The organism is Flectobacillus sp. BAB-3569 (assembly GCF_002270355.1).
In the GTDB taxonomy this organism is placed as follows: domain Bacteria; phylum Bacteroidota; class Bacteroidia; order Cytophagales; family Spirosomataceae; genus Flectobacillus; species Flectobacillus roseus.
Window position 1 is genome coordinate 1 of sequence record NZ_NJFZ01000024.1, and the last position, 21627, is coordinate 21627.

17 protein-coding genes and 2 pseudogenes are annotated in these 21627 nt (G+C 37.5%); 7 read left to right on the forward strand and 12 right to left on the reverse strand.

All coding sequences use genetic code 11. The features are described 5' to 3' along the window. Together BWI92_RS20920 and BWI92_RS20925 are read right to left on the reverse strand one after the other, a co-directional pair. Window positions 1-601, reverse strand: a pseudogene (locus BWI92_RS20920) (hypothetical protein); the annotation flags it as partial. A gap of 175 nt (window positions 602-776) precedes the next feature. After that, window positions 777-2492 (reverse strand): DUF885 domain-containing protein, encoded by a 1716-nt coding sequence (locus BWI92_RS20925; protein ID WP_095166458.1) that lies wholly within the window; start codon window positions 2490-2492, stop codon window positions 777-779. A 225-nt stretch (window positions 2493-2717) separates the two neighbouring features. Here BWI92_RS20925 and lysS point away from each other — a divergent pair, with 225 nt between their 5' ends. Next, window positions 2718-4430, forward strand: coding sequence for a lysine--tRNA ligase (gene lysS / locus BWI92_RS20930; protein ID WP_095166459.1), 1713 nt, complete (start codon window positions 2718-2720; stop codon window positions 4428-4430). A gap of 148 nt (window positions 4431-4578) precedes the next feature. Here the strand turns inward: lysS and BWI92_RS20935 are convergent, their stop codons facing one another. Continuing rightward, complete coding sequence (locus tag BWI92_RS20935; RefSeq protein WP_095166460.1) at window positions 4579-4776, reverse strand: cold-shock protein; 198 nt, start codon at window positions 4774-4776, stop codon at window positions 4579-4581. 201 nt (window positions 4777-4977) lie between these two features. Then, window positions 4978-5175, reverse strand: coding sequence for a cold-shock protein (locus tag BWI92_RS20940; protein WP_095166461.1), 198 nt, complete (start codon window positions 5173-5175; stop codon window positions 4978-4980). A 537-nt stretch (window positions 5176-5712) separates the two neighbouring features. Here BWI92_RS20940 and BWI92_RS20945 point away from each other — a divergent pair. After that, window positions 5713-5934 carry a PspC domain-containing protein gene (locus tag BWI92_RS20945; protein ID WP_095166463.1) on the forward strand — a complete coding sequence of 74 codons (222 nt, stop codon included), beginning with the start codon at window positions 5713-5715 and terminating at the stop codon, window positions 5932-5934. On the opposite strand, the gene BWI92_RS20950 is transcribed toward BWI92_RS20945, so the two are convergent. Next, window positions 5935-6942, reverse strand: coding sequence for a glycosyltransferase family 2 protein (locus BWI92_RS20950; RefSeq protein WP_095166465.1), 1008 nt, complete (start codon window positions 6940-6942; stop codon window positions 5935-5937). Between the two features lie 411 nt (window positions 6943-7353). Here BWI92_RS20950 and BWI92_RS20955 point away from each other — a divergent pair, with 411 nt between their 5' ends. Then, the gene (locus tag BWI92_RS20955) at window positions 7354-9006 is read left to right on the forward strand and encodes an amino acid permease (RefSeq protein WP_095166467.1); all 1653 of its coding nucleotides are present in this window, start codon (window positions 7354-7356) and stop codon (window positions 9004-9006) included. 343 nt (window positions 9007-9349) lie between these two features. Here BWI92_RS20955 and BWI92_RS20960 read toward each other — a convergent pair whose 3' ends face one another. The 5 genes and pseudogenes from BWI92_RS20960 to panC all read right to left on the reverse strand — a co-directional run bounded on the left by BWI92_RS20960 (window position 9350) and on the right by panC (window position 13256). Next, window positions 9350-10042, reverse strand: coding sequence for a zinc metallopeptidase (locus BWI92_RS20960; protein WP_095166469.1), 693 nt, complete (start codon window positions 10040-10042; stop codon window positions 9350-9352). 156 nt (window positions 10043-10198) lie between these two features. Further along, window positions 10199-10674, reverse strand: a pseudogene (gene rfaE2, locus BWI92_RS20965) (D-glycero-beta-D-manno-heptose 1-phosphate adenylyltransferase). Between the two features lie 62 nt (window positions 10675-10736). After that, the gene (locus BWI92_RS20970) at window positions 10737-11708 is read right to left on the reverse strand and encodes a lysylphosphatidylglycerol synthase transmembrane domain-containing protein (RefSeq protein ID WP_095166471.1); all 972 of its coding nucleotides are present in this window, start codon (window positions 11706-11708) and stop codon (window positions 10737-10739) included. Between the two features lie 195 nt (window positions 11709-11903). Next, entirely contained in the window at window positions 11904-12254 is a 351-nt protein-coding gene (gene panD, locus BWI92_RS20975) for an aspartate 1-decarboxylase (RefSeq protein ID WP_095166473.1), read from the reverse strand. Window positions 12255-12401: 147 nt separating this feature from the next. Continuing rightward, entirely contained in the window at window positions 12402-13256 is an 855-nt protein-coding gene (panC, locus tag BWI92_RS20980; protein ID WP_095166475.1) for a pantoate--beta-alanine ligase, read from the reverse strand. 322 nt (window positions 13257-13578) lie between these two features. On the opposite strand from panC, the gene BWI92_RS20985 reads away from it, so the two are divergent. The 4 genes from BWI92_RS20985 (at window position 13579) to BWI92_RS21000 (ending at window position 18944) form a co-directional block, all read left to right on the forward strand. Beyond that, window positions 13579-14388 carry a glycogen/starch synthase gene (locus tag BWI92_RS20985; protein WP_095166477.1) on the forward strand — a complete coding sequence of 270 codons (810 nt, stop codon included), beginning with the start codon at window positions 13579-13581 and terminating at the stop codon, window positions 14386-14388. Beyond that, entirely contained in the window at window positions 14300-15817 is a 1518-nt protein-coding gene (locus BWI92_RS20990) for a DUF4270 family protein (RefSeq protein WP_095166478.1), read from the forward strand. Before BWI92_RS20985 ends, BWI92_RS20990 begins: the two co-directional genes overlap by 89 nt. A 199-nt stretch (window positions 15818-16016) precedes the next feature. Beyond that, window positions 16017-17852 carry a glutamine--fructose-6-phosphate transaminase (isomerizing) gene (gene glmS / locus BWI92_RS20995; protein WP_095166479.1) on the forward strand — a complete coding sequence of 612 codons (1836 nt, stop codon included), beginning with the start codon at window positions 16017-16019 and terminating at the stop codon, window positions 17850-17852. 195 nt (window positions 17853-18047) lie between these two features. Next, entirely contained in the window at window positions 18048-18944 is an 897-nt protein-coding gene (locus tag BWI92_RS21000; protein ID WP_095166480.1) for a phosphodiester glycosidase family protein, read from the forward strand. 225 nt (window positions 18945-19169) lie between these two features. On the opposite strand, the gene BWI92_RS21005 is transcribed toward BWI92_RS21000, so the two are convergent. Beyond that, window positions 19170-19946, reverse strand: a complete 777-nt coding sequence (locus BWI92_RS21005; RefSeq protein WP_095166482.1) for a DUF4397 domain-containing protein — start codon at window positions 19944-19946, stop codon at window positions 19170-19172. A gap of 137 nt (window positions 19947-20083) precedes the next feature. Next, a complete protein-coding gene (locus BWI92_RS21010) occupies window positions 20084-21613 on the reverse strand; it encodes a SusD/RagB family nutrient-binding outer membrane lipoprotein (protein WP_095166484.1) in 1530 nt (509 codons plus the stop codon). Window positions 21614-21627: the final 14 nt, after the last annotated feature.

Below are 21627 nucleotides of genomic sequence, written 5' to 3' on the forward strand. Positions count from 1 at the left end.
CTCTGGTAGTCCACCAACTCATCTGACATACACTTACAGACTCACCCAAAGCTGAGAGCAACGTACTTGTCCAATGATAGCCAGGAACACAAATACGTTTATTAGGAGGAGAATAGTATCCTTTTTTTATCCGTGTTAGTCGTTTTGCCTTTGAGCTTTCTACACTACAAAGCCCTTCCAAAAACCAAGATTCAGCCTTTTCTAGCCGACTATCATCCCAAAGCATTAGCGGACGTTTTCCCTGTTTTACTAACGATTCAAGCCTTTTTCGAGTTTGACTAAAGAGAAAATTATCAATGATAGTAGATGTCCATTTTTTGGAACGTAACAGATTACTAATGCGTTTTGTCCCAGCGGGAGCATGTGAAAAACCGCAAATATAGCCACCTAACTCACTAAGCAATAAGCCCATAGAGTTGTGTCGATGCAATAAAATGGCAACTATTAAATCGTAAAAAGTACGAACTAAACGCTTATCCAGAACAGAATCTAACGATAACTGGACGTCAGCAAGATAAAGATCAAGTTTATGAAGAAGTAAATGAGAGAGTCTTGACTTACTCGATTTTATGTCATTATTTTGTAGAAATGCTTTATGCATAGAAACCTCCTGTTTGTTTGTGTTTGTCGTAATTCACAAAGTAAACAAGGAGGTTTCGTTTTTAAAAGTCTTCACGAAAAATTCGGGATGACTCATGTTTGATGAAAACTTGGAGAGTCATCCCAGTCTCATAATTCGAGGTGACGCTTGTTAAGTTTTATGACTAACACAGTGCTTAGTGTAACATGACTTTTCTCAAAAGCTGTATCGGAAGCATGCCATTATCAGTAGCTTGATCATGAAACTTACGGAGTGAAAAGTATTTTCCTTGACGTTTTTTGACATCTTCTTTCAAAGCTAACAATTGAAGTTTACCCAATGAGTAAGATAAATATCCCGGGTCAAATGTCCCACGAAGTGCTTCTTCGTAGGCTGGTTTTTCTTCATAATAGCAGTTAGCCATAAAGAATTTTGTACCTTCTTTGACAGACCAACCAGCGGTATGTTCTTTGATAGATACCACCAAACGACATAGTCTCAATAGTGATTCCGAGAGTTGTGCCATCTTATATTTCGCTATTACCTTTGGGTCGTCCGATTTTCCATATCCTTCTTCAAGCATCATTTGCTCGGTATAGTGCGCCCAGCCTTCTATAAAAGCATAGCTTCCAAACAATTTTCTTGTACGACTTACAGAGGAGGCATTTAAGTGTAAAAACTGTACATAATGCCCAGGGTATGCCTCATGAATCGAAATTACCTCGGTCGAATATTTGTTAAACAAGGTCAACCATTCTTCTTTTTGAGCCGAAGTCCATTTATCCGATGGCGGAGTTACATAGTAATAGGCTTCTGATGCTTCTGCTTTTTCGAAAGGTCCTGGTGTATCCATTGCCGCAGTTGCACCCACCATAAACGCAGGTGTTTTAACCACTTTTGCTCTTACTTCTGATGGAATAGTAATAATGCGATGATCAATCAAAAACTGTCTTATTTCCTCACATTTATTTTTTGTAAAAGACACCAAGGAATCAGCTTTGGGATGCTCTTTTTGAATCATTTTAAACACCTCTTGAGGCGTTTTGGTCGAGTCAATAACTTTGGCTGCTTCGGCAAATTCCCGTTGTTCTTCTTTCAGTTTTTTTAACCCTATTTTCAAAATTTCTTCAGGATTTGTATCCAATAATTCATTATACTGAAGCATTTTGATGTAATTTCTTCTACCGATAGCATATTTTCCATGCGCACGAGGAAGGGTATGTTTTTGCAGATAATCAGCAAAACCTCTCAATGCCCTACTGGCGATTTTGGTAGAGTAAGCCAAAGAGTCTTTTAGGTTTTTTTGATACACCTTTTCAAATGCCTTTGGAATATCTTTTTCGACATATTCTGCTGTACTTCTAAAAGCATCTATCGACAACTCAACCTCTTCTTTGTAGTTGATGGAGGTCATATTTTGTTTGGCAGTTACCAAAAAGTTTGGTAGCTGTTTTTCAAAATGAATAACCGCTTTAGCACGTTGGTCAATACTTGCATAATTTCTTTTGACATAAGGTGTTAGGTCAATAACGCCTAGGTAGGTCAATGGTCTTTCTGCAATATGAAGCACATTGTATTTATGGAGAGAGTTTTTGACTTGACTGACAAGAAGATAGTAGTCTATCAAATTATTTTGAGAAAGCTTAGTCGTGTCAAGGCTTTCGAATTTGGCTAAAAACTCATTCAAATGAGTGGCTTCCTTGTCAATTCCTTCTTTGCTAAAATCAGGCAACTTCCCATCAAATTGATGGTATCCTTGAGCGACAGCCACTGTAGGGTGCCCCATCAAGTAATTTTCTATAAATTCACTAGATACTTTTTCAAATTTTTGATCTTCTGACTCAAATAATCCGCAACTAGTAAGCAATAAAATCACAAGAGCAAGATGCGTAAGCTTGCTAAAATGCTTCATAATACCCGATGAGTTTAATGACAATTTGTGCAAAATACAGATTTTTGACGCATGATTACGAAAAAAAACGAAAATTCGTGAAAGATACCCTTTATTAGGCAATTCTAGGTTTGAAGACCCAGTAATTCTGACTAATTTTGCACTCTTTACGAAATCGTAGTAGATTACTATTCATGCAACTATTGCCCCGAAACTAATCTTGGGCAAAATTATCAATCAAGTACAATGCTATCAGAACAAGAAATCCTCCGTCGCCAGAAGCGCGAAGAGTTGATGAGATTGGGAATCGACCCATATCCTGCCGAGATGTTTGAAGTGAACGTAACGGCCGCTGATATTCACAAGAATTACGAGAATAATAAACTAGATTATAAACAGGTCTCAATCGCTGGTCGTCTGATGAGCTTTAGAATTATGGGTAGTGCCTCTTTTGCTGAATTGCAAGATAGTACTGGCCGTGTTCAGTTGTACTTTAGACGTGATGATTTGTGCCCTACCGAAGATAAAACGCTTTATAATACGGTATTTAAGAAATTATTGGATATTGGTGACATCGTAGGTGTAAATGGATATGTATTTACTACACAAACGGGTGAAATTTCTATCCATGTTACAGAGTTTAAAATCTTAAATAAATCTCTTCGTCCTCTACCAATCGTAAAACGCGATGATGATGGAAACGTTTATGATGGATTAACAGACCCTGAAATTCGTTACCGTCAGCGCTATGTCGATTTGATTGTAAATCCACATATCAAGGATATCTTCTTGAAGCGCTCTCGTATTGTAACAACCATGCGTTCGTTGTTCGATTCAAAAGGGTGGTTAGAAGTTGAAACGCCAATCTTACAACCTATTCATGGTGGAGCATCAGCACGTCCTTTCAAAACTCACCACAATACATTAGATATGCCTTTGTATATGCGTATTGCTAATGAATTGTATCTAAAACGCCTTATTGTAGGTGGTTTTGATGGAGTTTATGAGTTCGGTAAAATGTTCCGTAACGAAGGTATGGACCGTACTCACAATCCTGAGTTTACTTCTCTGGAGTTTTATGTAGCTTACAAAGATTACAACTGGATGATGAATATTACGGAGGAAATTTTCGAAAAAGTAGCCATCGCTACCAACGGAGATTCTAAAGTTCAAGTAGGAGAGAACCTTATCGAGTTTGCTGGTCCGTTCGAGCGTTTGACAATTGCGGGTGCTATTGAGAAATACACAGGTGTAAATGTGGAAGGCATGGACGAAGCTACTTTGCGTCAACACTGTCAAGAGTGGGGAATCGAAGTGGATGCAACCATGGGTACAGGTAAATTGATTGATGAAGTGTTTGGAGAAAAAGTAGAAGCTAACTTGATTCAGCCAACTTTTATCATCGACTATCCAGTAGAGATGTCTCCATTGACTAAGAAGCACCGTAGCAAGCCAGGTCTAGTAGAACGTTTTGAGTTGTTTGTAAACGGTAAAGAAGTTGCCAATGCTTATTCTGAATTAAATGATCCTATAGACCAACGAGAGCGTTTTGAAGAACAGTTGCGTTTGGCTGAGCGTGGTGACGAAGAAGCAATGGTTATGGATGAAGATTTCTTACGTTCTTTGGAATATGGTATGCCTCCAACCGCTGGTATTGGTATTGGTATCGACCGTTTGACAATGTTGATGACTAATCAAACTACCATCCAAGAAGTATTGTTCTTCCCTCAAATGCGTCCAGAGAAGAAAGCTGAAGTTTCTACAAATGAAGAATACGAAGCTATTGGTGTTCCTACGGATTGGATTCCTGTATTGCAGAAAATGGGCTTCATGACAGTCGCAGGGTTGAAAGAAGCTAACCCAAACAAAGTATTCAATGATTTGGGAGGTATGCGCAAAAAGATGAAATTGACGATTGCTATTCCAACCAAAGACGAAGTCTTGAAGTGGTTTGAGTAAATTAGCTACGCTTGACAAGGCCAAAACTTTGTCAAGCGTTATATAAGTAACAAAAAAAGCTGAATTTTGATTTGACTCAAAATTCAGCTTTTTTAATTTGTAACGATAAATGTTTAAAGATTTATCGTTACCGACAACTCAGTACTTATTATGATAATTTTCTAACATTCACCGCGTTCAATCCTTTTTTACCATCTGTAGTTTCAAAAGAAACAGAGTCGTTTTCACGAATTACTGCACCACCAAGGCCAGTTACGTGTACGAAGATTTCTTGGTTTGTTTCATCGTCTACGATAAAACCAAATCCTTTAGATTCGTTGAAAAATTTTACTTTACCAGTTTGCATAAAAAAAATAAATAAAAATATAAAAAATAAAAAAGTGCTAATGCTGACTTTTGCTTAAAACAAAGCCATCATATGAAAAATCCCAGCTAATGGAGTCTGGGATTATATAAGACCATATATAGCTTGAATGTTTATGCCTTGATTATTGCGGTTGTTTTGTCTGAAAACTAACGACAAATGACCAACGACAAGAGACGCAAACTATCTAATTTTCTTCACATTAACGGCGTTTAAGCCTTGCTTTCCTTCTATAGTCTCAAATGAAACCTTGTCATCTTGACGGATTTGTGTACCACCTAACCCAGTTACGTGAACAAAAATTTCCTGTGCAGTTTCATCATCTACGATAAAACCAAATCCTTTACTTTCGTTAAAGAATTTTACTGTACCTGTTTGCATGATTAAAAAAATAAAAATTGATAATAAAAAACTCGAGCAAGCGCTCAAAGGCTCGCACCAAATAGTTCTAAAAAAACTAACAGTAAGTTTTTAAGTTCTTGATAATCACAGAGGGACAATACTAGAAGGAATTGTAAACTCTTGAAAACTGGTAACTTTTGGACTTCGGAGATCGTATAATTAAGAACTATTATTTCTCAAATGTAGGTATAATTTTATACAATCCAACTTTTAGGATTCTTTTTTTTTGAAAATGAGTAAAAATACCTGACATTTAGATTAGAAAAGTTACATTTTCTATGGTAATGTTCAAATATTGAGCACTAAAAATAACCTTAATTTAAAGGCGATTCTCAAAGATAAAGACCATAGGGTTATCTAAGTGTCTCATTTACAAATTGTTTGTGTTTATAAGTTTTGTGCAAAAAGCATACTAAGCTTAGGAGATTTTCGTATATTTGTTTACTAATAGATTGGCAGTCTACTGTCAATAAAGCCTTTTCAAACTATTGATTAAATAATCCCTAATTTACTACCATGCTAAAATTCAAGTACTTTGTTGAACAACACGTGTTTGGCGTGTGCACACGAATGGGCGAAAAATTTGGTATTGCTACTGGGAGTATTCGCTTGTACTTTATTTATACGACTTTTCTAACAATGGGTTCGCCCATCATTATCTATTTGATATTGGCTTTTTGGATGAACATTCGTAAATACCTTCGCCAAAGAAATCACCCGACAGTTTGGGAGTTATAGTTATTTGGGTAAGTCGCTAAATTTCTTGATACCATTCAAAAAATGCGCTTTTACGATAGAGTTTGGATGAATAAACTTATATCCATTCTTTCGTATAAGTGCTTTTCTTTTTTGATGCCAACTCCCAAAATTTGCATAAAAGTTGAAATGCGCCTTGATTACAGCCAGACAGTCCTGCCAGCCTCCATCAATCAAAAATTTTGCTCCTGCAATACCGTCAAGTACCAATCGCATAAAAATGTTCAACCAAAGATGTTGAGGAGGATGGTTTTTGTAAAGGAGGGCTAAACCATTACGGAAGTTAAGATACGTTTTTCTTGGATTGGACTTATGTAATGTTCCGCCGCCTACATGATACACAGTAGACTCAGCTGAGTAATATACCTTGTAGCCTGCTAAGTGTATACGCCAACAAAGATCGATTTCTTCCATGTGGGCAAAAAAGTCACCGTCAAAGCCTCCAACTTCATGAAATGTAGCGGCACGAACAAACATACATGCACCTGTAGCCCAAAATACCTCTCGAGTATCGTTATATTGACCTTGGTCTGTTTCTAGATTATTAAAGATTCGTCCTCTGCAAAAAGGGTATCCTAAGAAATCAATGAAACCACCAGCGGCACCTGCATATTCAAAAGTATCTTTTTTGTTGAAATCTAGGAGTTTGGGTTGGCATGCAGCAATGGAATCATCCGAATCCATAAGTGTAATTATAGGCTCGATCCAGTTATCACACACTTCTACGTCTGAGTTGAGTAAGATATAATATTCGGAGTCGACTAGTGCTAGTGCCTCGTTATAACCTTGTGCATAACCATGATTTTCAGTAAGTTCGATTAATCGAACTGCGGGAAACATCGTTTTAAGAAGCGGTATAGATTGGTCTGTGGAAGCATTATCGGCAACAATAATTTCTGCTAATGGCGAATGAGAAATTACGGATGGTAGAAATTGTTTTAGAAACTTTTCTCCATTGTAATTTAAAATAACAACTGCAACTTTTTTCATTATAGTGGTGAATCAAAATTAAAACTGAACTTACCATTAGCAGTACCCATAGTACCATGCAAGAAATATTTTACAAAGTTGCAATAAGATTTTTTCTGAAACAAAAACAAATCTTTGAAAAGTCTAAATCATTTCACCAATTGATTTTTTAGTAGTGTCAGGTTTGATACATTGCCAGTCAGGGATTACCTGAAAGACGCATGAAATACGTATATTTGCAAGCTTAAAGGCGGAGTATGTGTAGCAATTTGATTGTATGAGCTAGATTTTGTTAGATTTTGTATCAATAAATCGTGTTGAATTTCCTATTTTTAGGCATACTCTAAGGCTAGCAGGCTGAGAGATTTTTCTTAAACCCTTTTCTATTTTGATTCTAGCTGTAGCTACCCAAACACTAAAACTTCAAACTAAATGTCTAAAAACACTATTTTTCGTAAAAAAAACATTCAGAGTGTACTGAGCCAAAGTGAAGACGGTCATTCGTCGGGCTTAGTAAAAGTACTTGGCGTAAGAGACTTAACATCCTTTGGTATTGCAGCGATTATTGGCGCAGGAATTTTTAGTACCATTGGTAGAGCAAGCTTTGAAGGTGGGCCAGCGGTATCGCTTCTTTTTGTTTTTGTTTCGATCGCCTGCGTATTTACAGCGCTTTGTTATGCACAATTTGCGTCTATGGTGCCAGTTTCGGGTAGCGCTTATACTTATGCTTATGTGTCTTTCGGAGAAATATTTGCTTGGATTATTGGTTGGGCTTTGATTTTGGAATATGCAGTTTCTAATATGGTGGTAGCCATATCATGGTCTGAATATTTTGTAGGAATGCTCACGGGCTTTGGTATTCATTTTCCTGATTATCTGACTATTGACTACGGAACAGCAAGCAAGGCTTTTGAGGCTATTCAACGTGGTGAGCAAGCAACAGACGTCATGAAAGTGGCAGCTGCGGCTTATGAACATGCGCCAACGATTTTTGGTAATGCAAAATTATTGATTGATTTGCCTGCAGGGGTCATTACTATTTTGGTGACAGGTTTGGTATATATTGGTATTAAAGAATCACGTACCGCAAGTAACGCTTTGGTTGTGTTGAAGCTGTTGGTGATTTTCTTGGTGATTATTATGGGTGCATTTTATGTAAAACCAGAAAACTGGTCGCCATTTGCTCCTAATGGTGTACAAGGCGTTTTGGGAGGAGTGGCTTCTGTATTTTTTGCCTTTATTGGCTTTGACTCGATTTCGACTACGGCTGAAGAATGTCGTGATCCACAAAGAGATTTGCCACGTGCGATGATTTATTGTTTGATTATTTGTACAGTGCTTTATGTTGCTATTACCTTGGTTTTGACAGGAATGGTAAATTATACAGAATTGAAAGTAGATGATCCTTTGGCGTATGTATTCCAAAAAATTGGCTTTGATTTTGTGGCAGGTGTGATTTCAGTTTCTGCTGTAGTAGCTATCACAAGTGCCTTATTGGTATATCAAATGGGACAACCACGTATCTGGATGTCGATGAGTCGTGATGGATTATTGTGGAAAAAGTTCTCAGAAATTCACCCTAAATTCAAAACTCCAGGTTTTGCGACTATTATGACAGGATTGGTAGTAGCAATTCCATCCTTGTTTATGGATATGGGCTTTTTTGTGGACTTAACAAGTGTGGGTACTTTCTTTGCTTTTATCTTGGTTTGCGGTGGTATTTTATATCTGGATTATCAAGGTTTGTCAAAAGACGCAACCTTTAAAGTCCCATATATCAATGGTAAATATATTGTTGCTACATTGTTTATTATCGGATTTGGCTATGCTATCTCGCAAGGAACTTTTGTGGAGCATTTGCAAGAAAAACCACTATTGGCTGTGTTTTGGTTAGTTTGGATAGCATTGTCAGTTATGGCTTTCAGATTTAATTTTTCATTACTTCCTGTACTTGGTATTTTAACGAACCTTTATCTGATGACCGAATTGGGGGTAACTAACTGGGCTATCTTCATTATTTGGTTGATTATTGGTCTTGTGATTTATTTTGGCTACGGCTATCGTCATAGTAAGCTTTCCAAATAAATAACAAGCTGTTAATGGTATATGAGTTATTTGTTAATAGTGTATCAGTTATTAGAATGTGCTCATAGTCAAGAGGCTATCATCAAATTGCAGCTCAGATATACTATTGATCACCCAAATATGATTTATTTCGAATGGAGTGAATATCTTTTAAATTTACTGATTAGTTATCTAACATATTAATATCAAAAAAGGCGGTCGAAAAACAATTTTCGACCGCCTTTTTTGATGAAAACTTGGAGAATTTTACTTGGCATAAGACGCAATCATTGCGTCTTATGCTAGTGAAAATGAATTTTAAATAATCACTAAATCACTCAATCAAGATTCACTAAATTTTTATCTAGTCATTACTTCTACGACCCGAAAGCATATTTAGGTAATACAATAATTGCGCTAGCATACCAATAGCTGCTACTACATAAGTCAAGGCTGCCCATTTGAGTGCGTCCTTTGCCATTTCATGTTCTCTTGGTGTTACTATATTTCTTTGCTGCATCCATTTGATGGCACGATTACTGGCGTCAAATTCTACAGGTAATGTAATGAAACTAAAGATAGTTGCTACCGCAAAAAGTGCTACACCGATGGTCAATAACAACTTACTTCCTGTGGAGTACATAATCATTACACCAATCATCAATAGCATAGGAGTGAAGTTATTCGCAATACTCAATACTGGTACCATTGAACTACGAAATTGTAGCATCGAATAGGCAGTGGCATGTTGTACCGCGTGTCCGCATTCGTGAGCCGCAACGGCTGCTGAGGCTGCGCTACGTCCATAATATACATCTGGGCTAAGATTAACGGTTTTGTCTGCTGGATTATAATGGTCCGTGAGTTGTCCTTCTACAGATAAAACTCTGACATCGTAAATGCCATTGTCTTGTAGCATTTTTTCCGCTACTTCACGTCCTGAAAGTCCATTGGCAAGACCAATTTGAGAATATTCATTGAATTTACTCTTTAGTTGCCAACTAACTAACATACCAATCCCACCAAAAATCAGGGAAATTAACCAAATTCCTGTCATAGTCTTGTTTGTTAAATGGTTTTTAAAATGGTAACATAATAGCCTTTTGGCTATCAGCTTCCAGCTTTGGGATCATCATTTTCTAAATAATATGTTATTTTAGAAGGTCGAGTCTTGTAAGTTATCATTATTAGAGACTCGATGCTGATTTAATGATTAAAGCTGTTTAATTTTCTGTATTAAGGAGGTTGTTGAATATCCTTCTACCAACGAAATGGTTTTTACCTCTCCTCCTTTAGCTAAAACAAAATCTGAGCCAACGATATTTTCAACGGTATAATCGTCTCCTTTGACCAAAATGTCAGGTTTTACCTGTTCAATAACCTGTAAAGGTGTCGGTTCATCGAACAAAATGACAGTATCTACAAATTCAAAGGCTGCCATCATTCTCGAACGAGCATATTCATTGACTACAGGGCGAGTAGGGCCTTTCAAACGATTTACTGAAGCATCGGTATTGAGGCCTAGCACCAATTTGTCGCCTAATTTTCTTGCTTTTTCCAGATAATCAATATGCCCAAGATGAACTATATCAAAGCATCCATTAGTAAAAACGATTTTTTTCCTTCAGATTGCCATTTCTCTACTTGATTGATGGCTTGTTCTAAGGTGCAAATTTTATCTTGAGTCATTAGGTTTTAATTTTTTGCCAATTTGAAAATAAGTCAATATGGTAATTCGAAGATTAACGCTCTTATTTACTTGATTTTGAGGTTAAAAATAGAGTAGTCAAAAAGCTGAGCGCTCCCAGTAATAGCAATGCAACCATTTGAGAACCATGAATGAAGGTGGCTAAAATGATACCATTTTTTTGTTCTAATCCATACAATACTAGCGCATTACCAACTAAGAAGTGATATGGCCCAATACCGCCCTGTGTAGGAGCAGCCATACCAAAAGTTCCCATGGTCAAAACAGTTAAACCAGCCAGCATACTCAAATGAGATGTTTCGGGAATCGCAAAAAACAGCACGTAAGCCGAAAAGTAATACATCACCCAAATAAGTAGTGTATAGAAAATGAAAAGCCCTGGTTTTTGCATTTTCCCAATGCTCAACAAACCGTCCAACAATCCATTAATCAATCCAACAATTTTGCCTAAAATAGGGTGTTCTGCTAATTTGGCTTGGTACTTTTTGAACAACCAAATACCTGCCACACCACCAATAGTAGCAACCACTAATAGAACTACAATAAGAGTTACTTTTGACGCAAATTGCTCCATAAAGAAATCCTTAAGTTTGGTAAATTCTAAGGCAAGGTTTAGTAAAAAAATCACGAGTAACATAACCAAGTCAAAAATACGCTCGGTTACGACGGTTCCAAAAGATTTTTCAATCGGAATATCGTCTGTTTTTTGTAAGGTTCCACAGCGAGTTACTTCTCCCATGCGTGGAATGATATAGTTGGCAAAATAACCTGTAAGTACAGCCAAGGTAGTGCGAAAAGTTGAAGGCTTATAACCCAAAGGCTCCATCAAAAGTTTCCATCTTATTGCACGAGAAATATGCGCTACGAGACCTAAAATACCAGATAATATAATCCACCAGTAGTTGGCTTTGGCAAACTGATGTAGCATATCTGTGATATTGATGTCTTTAAAAACAAACCACATCAAACATCCAGCAAGTCCTAAAGAGATAACATATTTAAGTATATTTTTCATGAAATAAATGTTGATTAGTGAAAAGATGTTATTGGTTTAAAGTCTATCTTTTTAGAAAGAAGAAGTTATCAGTTTAAAGTATATTGGTTATCAGGAAATAATTACAATAAGTGCTTGTATCCAAGGTTATAGATTTTGTAAGCGCTCAAATACAAATGGTGAACATAAGCTTATGTTCACCATTTGAAAGCCATACTAGATGACTAGTTTGTTGTTATGGTCGGGAAACACAAGTTTTGGTTTGTGCTCTTTTGCTTCATCAGGTGTCATGATCGCATAAGCAATGATGATTACGATGTCGCCAACTTGTGCTCTACGGGCAGCTGCTCCGTTGAGGCAAACCGTCCCAGAACCTCTTTCTCCTGTGATAACGTAGGTTTCAAAACGCTCACCATTGTTGTTGTTCACAATCTGAACTTTTTCATTTTCGATAAGCCCCGCAGCATCCATCAAATCTTCGTCGATTGTAACGCTACCTACATAATTTAGCTCCGCTTGCGTGATTTTAACACGGTGGAGCTTTGATTTCATGACATGAATAAACATGACTTTATTGTTAAAATTTGCAAATATTTGAGTGTGTAACAAATTACAAGCCTCAATAATTGCACAAAGATAGCTTATGTAAATAGTTATTTGGCAATTAAATAGACTAATTCTTAATAGATTGAAAGCTTAGCCTACCTCAAAAAACTAGATAATAATGTTGTCAATCAGGCGAGTTTTACCTAAAAATGCAGCAATGCATAGGGCTATTTTTCCTCCGCCCGAATTTTGAGATAAAATGCCTCGGAAGGGTTGTAGCGTATCAAAATCAGATATTTCAAAATACTCCAGCTCAATACCCTCTATATTTTTAAGAAATTCGGCAAGTTCGGTTTTTACTTCAGATACCTCTTTATCTTGTAATAAACTAGCCTTGGCATTGTTCAATGCTTGATACAAAGATGGTGCTACAGCACGCTGTTCGGGACTAAGATTTCTGTTGCGAGATGACATGGCTAAACCGTCTTCCTCTCTTTGAGTTGGGCAAATCACTAGTTCCAAATTAAAGCTTAGTTCATTGACCATGCACGAAATAACCGCGCATTGTTGTAAGTCCTTTTGACCAAAGAAAGCTTTGTTGGGTTGTACAATGTGAAATAATTTTGAAACAACAATACCAACACCATTAAAATGTCCCGGTCTGAATGCGCCTTCCATTACAGTCTCTAAAGCCCCAAAATCAAACTTCATAGTCGGCAATTTAGGGTACATTTCTTCAGCTGATGGAGCAAATAAAATATCGCATCCTGCGGCGTCCAACATTTGACTGTCGGCTTCGAGGGTACGCGGATAAACAGCCAAATCATGCGCATTGTTGAATTGCGTAGGATTCACAAAAATACTACATACTACTATATCCGACTGAGCTTTTGCTTGATTGATAAGAGAGATATGTCCTTGATGCAGAGCACCCATAGTAGGAACAAACCCCACGGTCATACCTTGATTACGAAGTTGCTTGAGATGTTGCTGTAATACTGAGATTTGATGAAATACTAACATCCTGTTTTTGTTTTAGTTAGTCTATAAAATCGAATGCCAACTATGGCAAAAGTTGGGTCGTTTGCTCGATGAAGATGGCAAAAAACGTTCAAAACTACAGGGTTCTTTTACATTCTTCGCAAAATGATTGTGGAATTTCCGTATTTTTTTTATATTTTTGCATAATTTTTTTCGAAATCTGTGCTTGTTTTTTGTTATAGTTAGTTGGTTGTAAACAAGGTTTGAGCGATTAATAGGAGATAAACCGCTCGTTGAAACGCTTGTTAAATTTTACACCAGTTAACACTTTTTAACAACTACTAAGCTCCTAACTACGACAACAATGTCTAAATTGCGTATCCTTTACGTTGCCAGCGAAGTTGACCCATTCCTTTCTACTACTCAGGTAGCTGATTTTGTAAGAAAATTGCCAGCGGCCATGCAAGAAAAGGGAATGGAGATAAGAATCTTGGTGCCAAGATTTGGGTTGATCAATGAACGTAAAAACCGTCTTCATGAGGTAGTGAGATTATCGGGCTTCACCGTTCCAGTGGGTGACGATGATAAGCCTGTAACTATAAAAGTAGCAAGTTTGCCATCGGCAAAGTTGCAGGTATATTTTATTGATAACGAAGACTACTTCCAACGTAAGACTGTTTTCACAGACAAAGAAGACAACTTTTATTCGGACAATGACGAGCGAGCAATATTCTTTTGCAAAGGCTCGTTAGAAACCGTAAAGAAATTAAGATGGGCTCCAGATATTGTGCATTGCAATGATTGGATGACGTCTCTTGTACCGTTGTATTTAAAGACAACTTACAAGAACGATCCGATGTTCAAAGATGCTAAAGTCGTATTCTCGGTATATAATAGTGCTTTCTCTCACAAATTTGAAGCTACAAGTTTGTACGAAAAAGTAAAATTGATGGACATAGAGGATACTATGCTTGACAGTCTCAAAACGGCTGACTACGCTGGCTTTATCAAAATTGGAGCAGAGTATGCAGATACTGTGATTACCTCAGAAGAAGAAGTTACGGAGAAATTTAACACAATTGTTGATGAATTACCAGACAAAAAAATCGAGTTTGTTCCTGAAGAAAATATCGAGAGCTACTACAACCTTTACACAGATTTGGCAAGTGCGTAACCTTTGGGTACTACTTGTTGGTGCGTTCTTGATGATGGCCTGTGATGATCCTGAAGAAATTGGTACAGAGCTTTTCGGTCAAGATATTGGTGTGAATTATACCGATACTTTGACAGTAGAGGCGTCAACAATTCAGTTAGATTCGATGCAGACCTCTGGTATTCCGTCTGTGTTTGTTGGAAATATGAGTCATCCTGTATTTGGCGATTACACTGCTAAAACTTTTTTTCAAGTTACTAATGCTGATACGATTATGATCGATACTTTGGGGACAAAAGCCTACAAAGAATCTTTGGTTGAATCGGTAGATTCATTAGCATTATATTTGGTGTTTCGTCGTGTAGCGGGAGATACCACAAAAGCGCAGACTTTCAAGCTTCACAGAGTTAAAAGTACAGCAACTCCAACAGTAAGTAAGGTTTATAATACAGGTGATGCTTTGCCTGAATATGATCCAACTCCTATTGCTACCGTAACAAGAAACCCATTGAAGCCAATCAGAAATGCGACTTCTGCTTCTGAAGATACTTCAAAGTATAGTTATGTAAAAGTGCCATTACCTATGTCATTGGCAAGGGAGATTTTTGCAAAACGTAATTTATCAAGTGCCAATGCAGTGGTATACGACAAGTTTAAAGATATCATCAAAGGATTTGTTTTGATAAGTGAAAGTAGTCAAAATGCAGCACTTTCGTATTTTTCTGTAGGACAGAGTATGATGGATCTTTCATACCACTATACCTATACTTACCGCAAAACAACTGGGGTAGATACTACAGTAAGTGTCAATAAAACCACTTCATTCTCTATTAGTAATGGAACTGCAGCGACTGGTGAGCAGAATGTAAGATGGACTAATGTGACAGTTAATAGAAAAGGAGCTTTGGCTAACCTGAAAAAACCTGCTGATGCACTGAAGTCATCGGATGCAGATGGTTATGTGTACATGGATAATATTTCTGGTCTAGCTGTAAAATTGAGATTTCCTACTTTGCTAAAATTGAAAGCTAATAAAAATATTGCTATTAATAAGGCAGAGTTAATCCTTGAGCCTGATCAACCAGTTTCTGGTTTCTCAAGAATCACTAATTTAGTTGCGATTCAGGAAAATGGAGCTAATCGTCCTTTACGTTTTACTTCAACTAATGGCTTTGTTTATGCAAATAGTGAGACTCAAATCGCATCGTATGCAACAAAAGCCAATAGCTATACCTTTAACGTGACATCAGCTTTACAAAATATTTTATCAGGAAAAGCAACTACGAATGGGTGGATTCTTACACCGACGTGGATTGGTTTAGCATCAAGCTCAGCTACTTCGGTGTCAGTGTTATCTAGTTCAAGAATCGTTGCAGTAGAACCAGTTCAGGCAGTTTTCAATGCCAAAAACATCAAACTGAAAGTCTACTATACACATATTTCAAAGTAATAGTTGGCAAAATTTTTGCTACTTCACTAAAGCGGAGTACTCAAGTCTTGAGTGCTCCGCTTTCTTTTTACAGTAATATATTGCCGTATTTTTTCGTCGAAATTCATGTAGGTTTGGGCAAATTGATTATTTTTACGTATCAAACACAAGAATAAAGCAACTATAATCAATCAAATTTTCAAACTATAATCATTATACTATGTGTGGAATTGTAGCCTATGTTGGGCATCGTGACGCCGCACCTTTGATTCTCAAAGGTTTAAAACGTTTGGAATACCGTGGATATGACAGTGCGGGTATCGCATTGTTGAACGGGGCATTAAATGTTTACAAGAAAAAAGGTAAGGTAAAGGATTTAGAGGAGGCTATTACTAACGAAACACTCCAAAGTACTATCGGTATCGGACACACTCGTTGGGCTACCCATGGCGAACCGAATGATAGAAATGCTCACCCGCATTATTCTGCTAGTCGAAATTTGGCAATTATTCATAATGGTATCATCGAAAACTACAGTTCTATCAAGAAAAACTTGATGAAAAAAGGACATGAGTTTCATTCTGATACCGATTCAGAAGTATTTGTTCATTTTATTGAAGATATCCAAATCAATGCAGGCTGTTCATTAGAAGAGGCTGTTCGTTTGGCTATGAAAGAGGTAGTAGGAGCGTATGCTATTGTGGTAATGGATGCTACTAATCCAACGCAATTAATTGCTGCTCGTAAGGGTTCTCCTTTGGTGATTGGGGTAGGAGAGAAGGAGTTTTTCTTTGCTTCTGATGCAACGCCTATTATTGAATATACTCATGAGATGATTTATTTGAACGACTACGAAATTGCAGTAGTTCGTGATGGTGAATTAACAGTGAAAAATATCGATAATGCTTTACAGTCTCCTTACATCCAAACGGTAGAGTTAGAACTTGAAGCTATCGAAAAAGGAGGATATGAGCATTTCATGTTAAAAGAAATTTTTGAACAACCTCGTTCTGTAGCGGATTGTCTTCGTGGTCGTGTAAATGCAGACAACGGACACCTTGTACTGGGTGGTTTGCGTGAATATACCGATAAATTGGCTAAAGCTAAACGTATTGTAATTGTAGCTTGTGGTACTTCATGGCATGCTGGTTTAGTGGCTGAATATCTTTTTGAAGAATTAGCCCGTATCAACGTGGAAGTAGAATATGCCTCAGAATTTAGATACCGTAATCCAATTATCAAAGAAGGTGATTTTGTAATTGCGATTTCTCAGTCTGGTGAAACTGCCGATACTTTAGCGGCAATTGAACTAGCCAAGTCAAAAGGTGCTACGATTATTGGTGTTTGTAATGTCGTAGGCTCATCTATTCCTCGTGCTACTCATGCGGGTGCCTATACTCATGCCGGACCTGAAATTGGTGTAGCATCAACAAAAGCTTTTACCGCACAGGTAATTGTATTGACACAAATGGCCATTGCGGTTGCTCGCAAAAAAGGAACATTGCATGAGGATACCTTTAGACGACTCTTGTTTGAATTAGAGCGCATTCCTCATAAAATTGAAACAGTTTTACAAAGTGATAGCAAAATCAAAGAGATTGCTGAGAAATTTAAAGATGCTCGCAACTTTATTTACTTGGGTCGTGGCTATAACTTCCCAGTGGCTTTGGAAGGCGCTTTAAAATTGAAAGAGATTTCTTATATCCATGCAGAGGGTTATCCTGCGGCCGAAATGAAACATGGTCCTATTGCTTTGATTGACGCCGAAATGCCAGTGGTATTTATTGCGACTAAAGATAGTTCTTACGACAAAGTAGTATCGAATATCCAAGAAGTAAAAGCTCGTAAAGGTCAGGTAATTGCCATTGTAACGGAAGGAGATAAGTTAATTCCAACGATGGCTGATTATGTGGTTGAAATTCCTGCTATGCACGAGGCCCTGATTCCGTTGGTGTCGGTAATTCCTTTGCAATTGCTTTCATATCATATAGCTGTGATGCGTGGTTGTAACGTTGACCAGCCTCGTAACCTCGCTAAGTCGGTAACGGTAGAGTAGATATTAGTGTTGAATGATGAGTTGTGAATTTTGAATAATCAATTTATTCTTAATATAGATTTTATTACTCAGCTATAATATAAGCCCTTCGTATTTTTACGAAGGGCTTTTTTTGCTTTTATCAAGTCAGGAAAGGCTACTAAGTTGCTTATTTATGGGTATGTTGTTTTGTTTTACTAAACTTTTACCAACAATATGAAAAAATATCTCTTACTACTAACCTGTAGTTTTATTTCAATCTTTGGAAGTTATTCACAATCAAAAAAAGATGTAGAGGTCTTAAAGAATACGATTTGGAAAACTGAAAATCTAGGAAATGGTCTTGTCTGGCAATATTTTCATTTTCAGCAAAAAGAATTATTTGAATCAAACCAGAGCATTCATATTTTAAGAAGCAAGCTGAAGAATAAAGCTGTAAAATTTGCCTTGGGTTCAGCAGATATTCATCATAAAGAGTCAGATACTACCAGAAAATTACTCAAAACAAGTTTGATTGCTGCTACAAGTAATGCTTTGGTGGCTGTGAATGGTGGATTTTTTAATACCAAAAAAGGTGGGGCTGTTGACTTAATCAAGATAGAAGGGAATGTGTTGGATACCGCAACATATAATCCCCGCAAAGCACTACCCGATCATAGTCGCTCGGCAATTGTGATTCATAAGAACAAGATTGCTATTGAAAAAGGAGATACTTTACCCTTTTGGGAAAGGAAACTTTCTGAAGAGAGCATCATGGTAACAGGACCATTATTGTTATTTGATGATAAAGAAGAGCCTCTCAAAAATAATGCTTTTACCAATAACCGACATCCGCGTACTTGTGCTTGTATTACCAAGACCAAAGAAATTTTACTGATAACAGTCGATGGTCGCAACACCGAAGCGCAAGGGATGAGTTTGCAGGAGTTGACTTTTTTAACCAAAAACCTTGGATGTAAAAATGCCATTAATCTCGATGGAGGAGGCTCCACAACCATGTATATCAAGGATAAACCTGATCATGGAGTCGTAAATTTTCCTTCTGACAATAAACTATTTGACCATTTCGGTGAGCGTAGTGTAAGTAATATTTTGATGATTTTACCTAAATAAAAAAGGGTGAGAAAATACATCTCACCCTTTATAGTGTACACATCTGTCTTAATTAATTAACTTTTGAGTAAGTATGTTCAATACTTGAATACTTACTGTGATAAAGAAAGCTTTTCTGGACGGATACGCCTCCACGCTCCATTCATTAAGTAACAATGCTGAGTGATGAATTGATCATTAAAAAATTACATTCACAATTCATCACTCACAATTCATCACTGAAACTTATCTATTGACCAATACACTAGCTGTAGGTGTATATTTGGTCGGATTTTTTGCATCTGTTGTTACCATTCCTCTTACATATACTGTGTAGCATTTGCCTGGCACAACCAACGTTTGGTTGACAGTGGCTGTAGTTACCAGCGCCACACCTCCCGAAACTTTTGTAATAAATGGTACAGTAATCGTACCAGATAAGAAATTGTCGATAGGAACTGTATAAAAAGTATTATCGGCATTTTTGTAAGCAATATTCGTCGCAATGGTCTGCCCATTTACCGTAAAATCAATCGTTGTAGAGTTAGACACTAAGTTCAAAACTCGTACATAGATATTTTTACCATTGGCAGCAGGGAATTTGTCTTCTAAAGCTACTGCCGAATAATTGGGTGATACCCCTGTTGCAAACACTGAATAATACTTCCCATCTTCAAGATTTACATTGGCTGTAAGTCCAACCGCATTATTCAAAGAAGGAATAACTACTCCAACTTTGGTTGCACCTGCTGGATAAGTCGCATATTCTGCCGTGAGAGGAAAGGCATTACCATAGGTAAGCAAATTTGGTGCCGCAGGAGGCGTAGTGTTCACTCCTGAAAACTTTTTATCGTTCAAATAAATATCTACCCCTGCAACATCTGGTGCCGCATGAATAAATTTGAGGCGACTACCTGTTGCTGGAAGAATATTTTGAAAAGAATCTGCTTGTTCACCACAGGCTGCCAGTCCGAAAATGCTAGTAGCGAGGGTTATTATTGATAAAAATCTTTTGTATGTCATTTTTGTAAAATTTAGGAGAAAAATACTCTCTATTTTAAAAAAATATTCAGAAATGCAAGTACGTGTTAACCATTTGTACAACAAGGAAAATGATTATTCTTTGTAATATACTATTCATTTTCCTTTCATTTCTTATTTTATTCAGGCTTTGTAAACCACTGTTCGTAAGTATGGTAATCAGGGTTATTTCCACCTAGTTTATCCAAAGAGGCACGGTTCCACACATATTCTGAGTTGTAACGAGGACGAACTCTTTGAGCTGGCTTACCGTTATTGTCGGTAGCCAATGTCCTAGGTAGTGTAAATCCAGTGTAAATATTGGCATCGTATTTATATCTACGAAGGTCTACCCAAGTTTCTATGTTTCCGTGAGCGTATAAGGCAATGAATTTTTGGCACATAATATCACTAAGTGTCAAATCAGCACCTGTTTGCTTAACCGCTTTACTTGCTAGAAAAGCAGCCTTATCAGTTGCAGATACTCCTACAAAATCCATGTGAGCAGCGATGGCATTTTTATAGGCAGCCAAAGCTGTAGCTTTATCACCTTTCTTGAATGCTGCCTCAGCTTTGATAAACTGAATTTCTGAATAAGTAATAATTGGGAATGGAGCATCGTCTTTGTAAATGTATTTTCCTTTGGTAACATCTACTGGTGATTTGCCAACCAATGCAGACGGAGGAACACCCCAAAGAATAGGCACACGCCTAGGGTTGTCGACTGGCGTAGCATTCGGGTCAACACTCCCAGGAGTTACACCTCTGAAAACACCATCTACACAAGCGGTAAACATCAAAGGCAAGCGTGGGTCTACCACACCGTTGAACACACGACCATCCAATAGACTGATACTAAAGTCAGTTTGGCGAAATGATTGCATATTGTCACGAAGTGGTCCGAAGAAATTTCCATCGGCAGTACTTGAGCCACGGTGAGGAACCATGAAGTTGTCGGCATTAGATGACATCGCTTTATCGCAATATTCGATTACCTTATCAGGATTATAAGAGCTCTTATTGCTGATATGGTTGGCATTACGAGCCAAGTTTGCATACACAAACTTCTTCCATTTGTCTACATTGCCACTATAAACTTTATCACCTCTTACCAATGAACCGACGCCATCGCCAGTTTTGTTGAGGTTGTCTAAAGCTTCTTGACTCAATCGGCGAACTTCTTCATAAATTAAATCTTGAGAATCATAGTCGAAAACATAGCGGTTAGGTTCAAAGGCTTGCTTTAACACCATTTCGCAATGCCAGTCGGTAGTACTTTGCCACGACCATGCGCGAATTGCTTTGGCAGCTCCAACGTAATCCCATTTTTGTTTGGCTACCCCGTCAGCTACAATCAAATCAATATTAGTACCTATAGACCAATAATGTGAACGCCATTTTTCGCCCCCTGCATCCGACCCAGATGCATAGCTATGTAAATCCCATGTATTGTTGGCAGCAGAGGATGACCAAACTTGTGAATACTGACCTGCATAACGTCCATCAAATTGTTCGCCACGAACCATTTGAGCCATAATAGGCGGTAGGAGTGCATAACCTTCTGCAACTTGTGGATTGCTTGGGTCTTCGTTGATATTGAGATAATCTTGACAACTACTCATCAAAAGTGCTGTAGCCGCAAGAAATATATAGGATGATACTTTTTTCATGTCTTTCTTTTGTT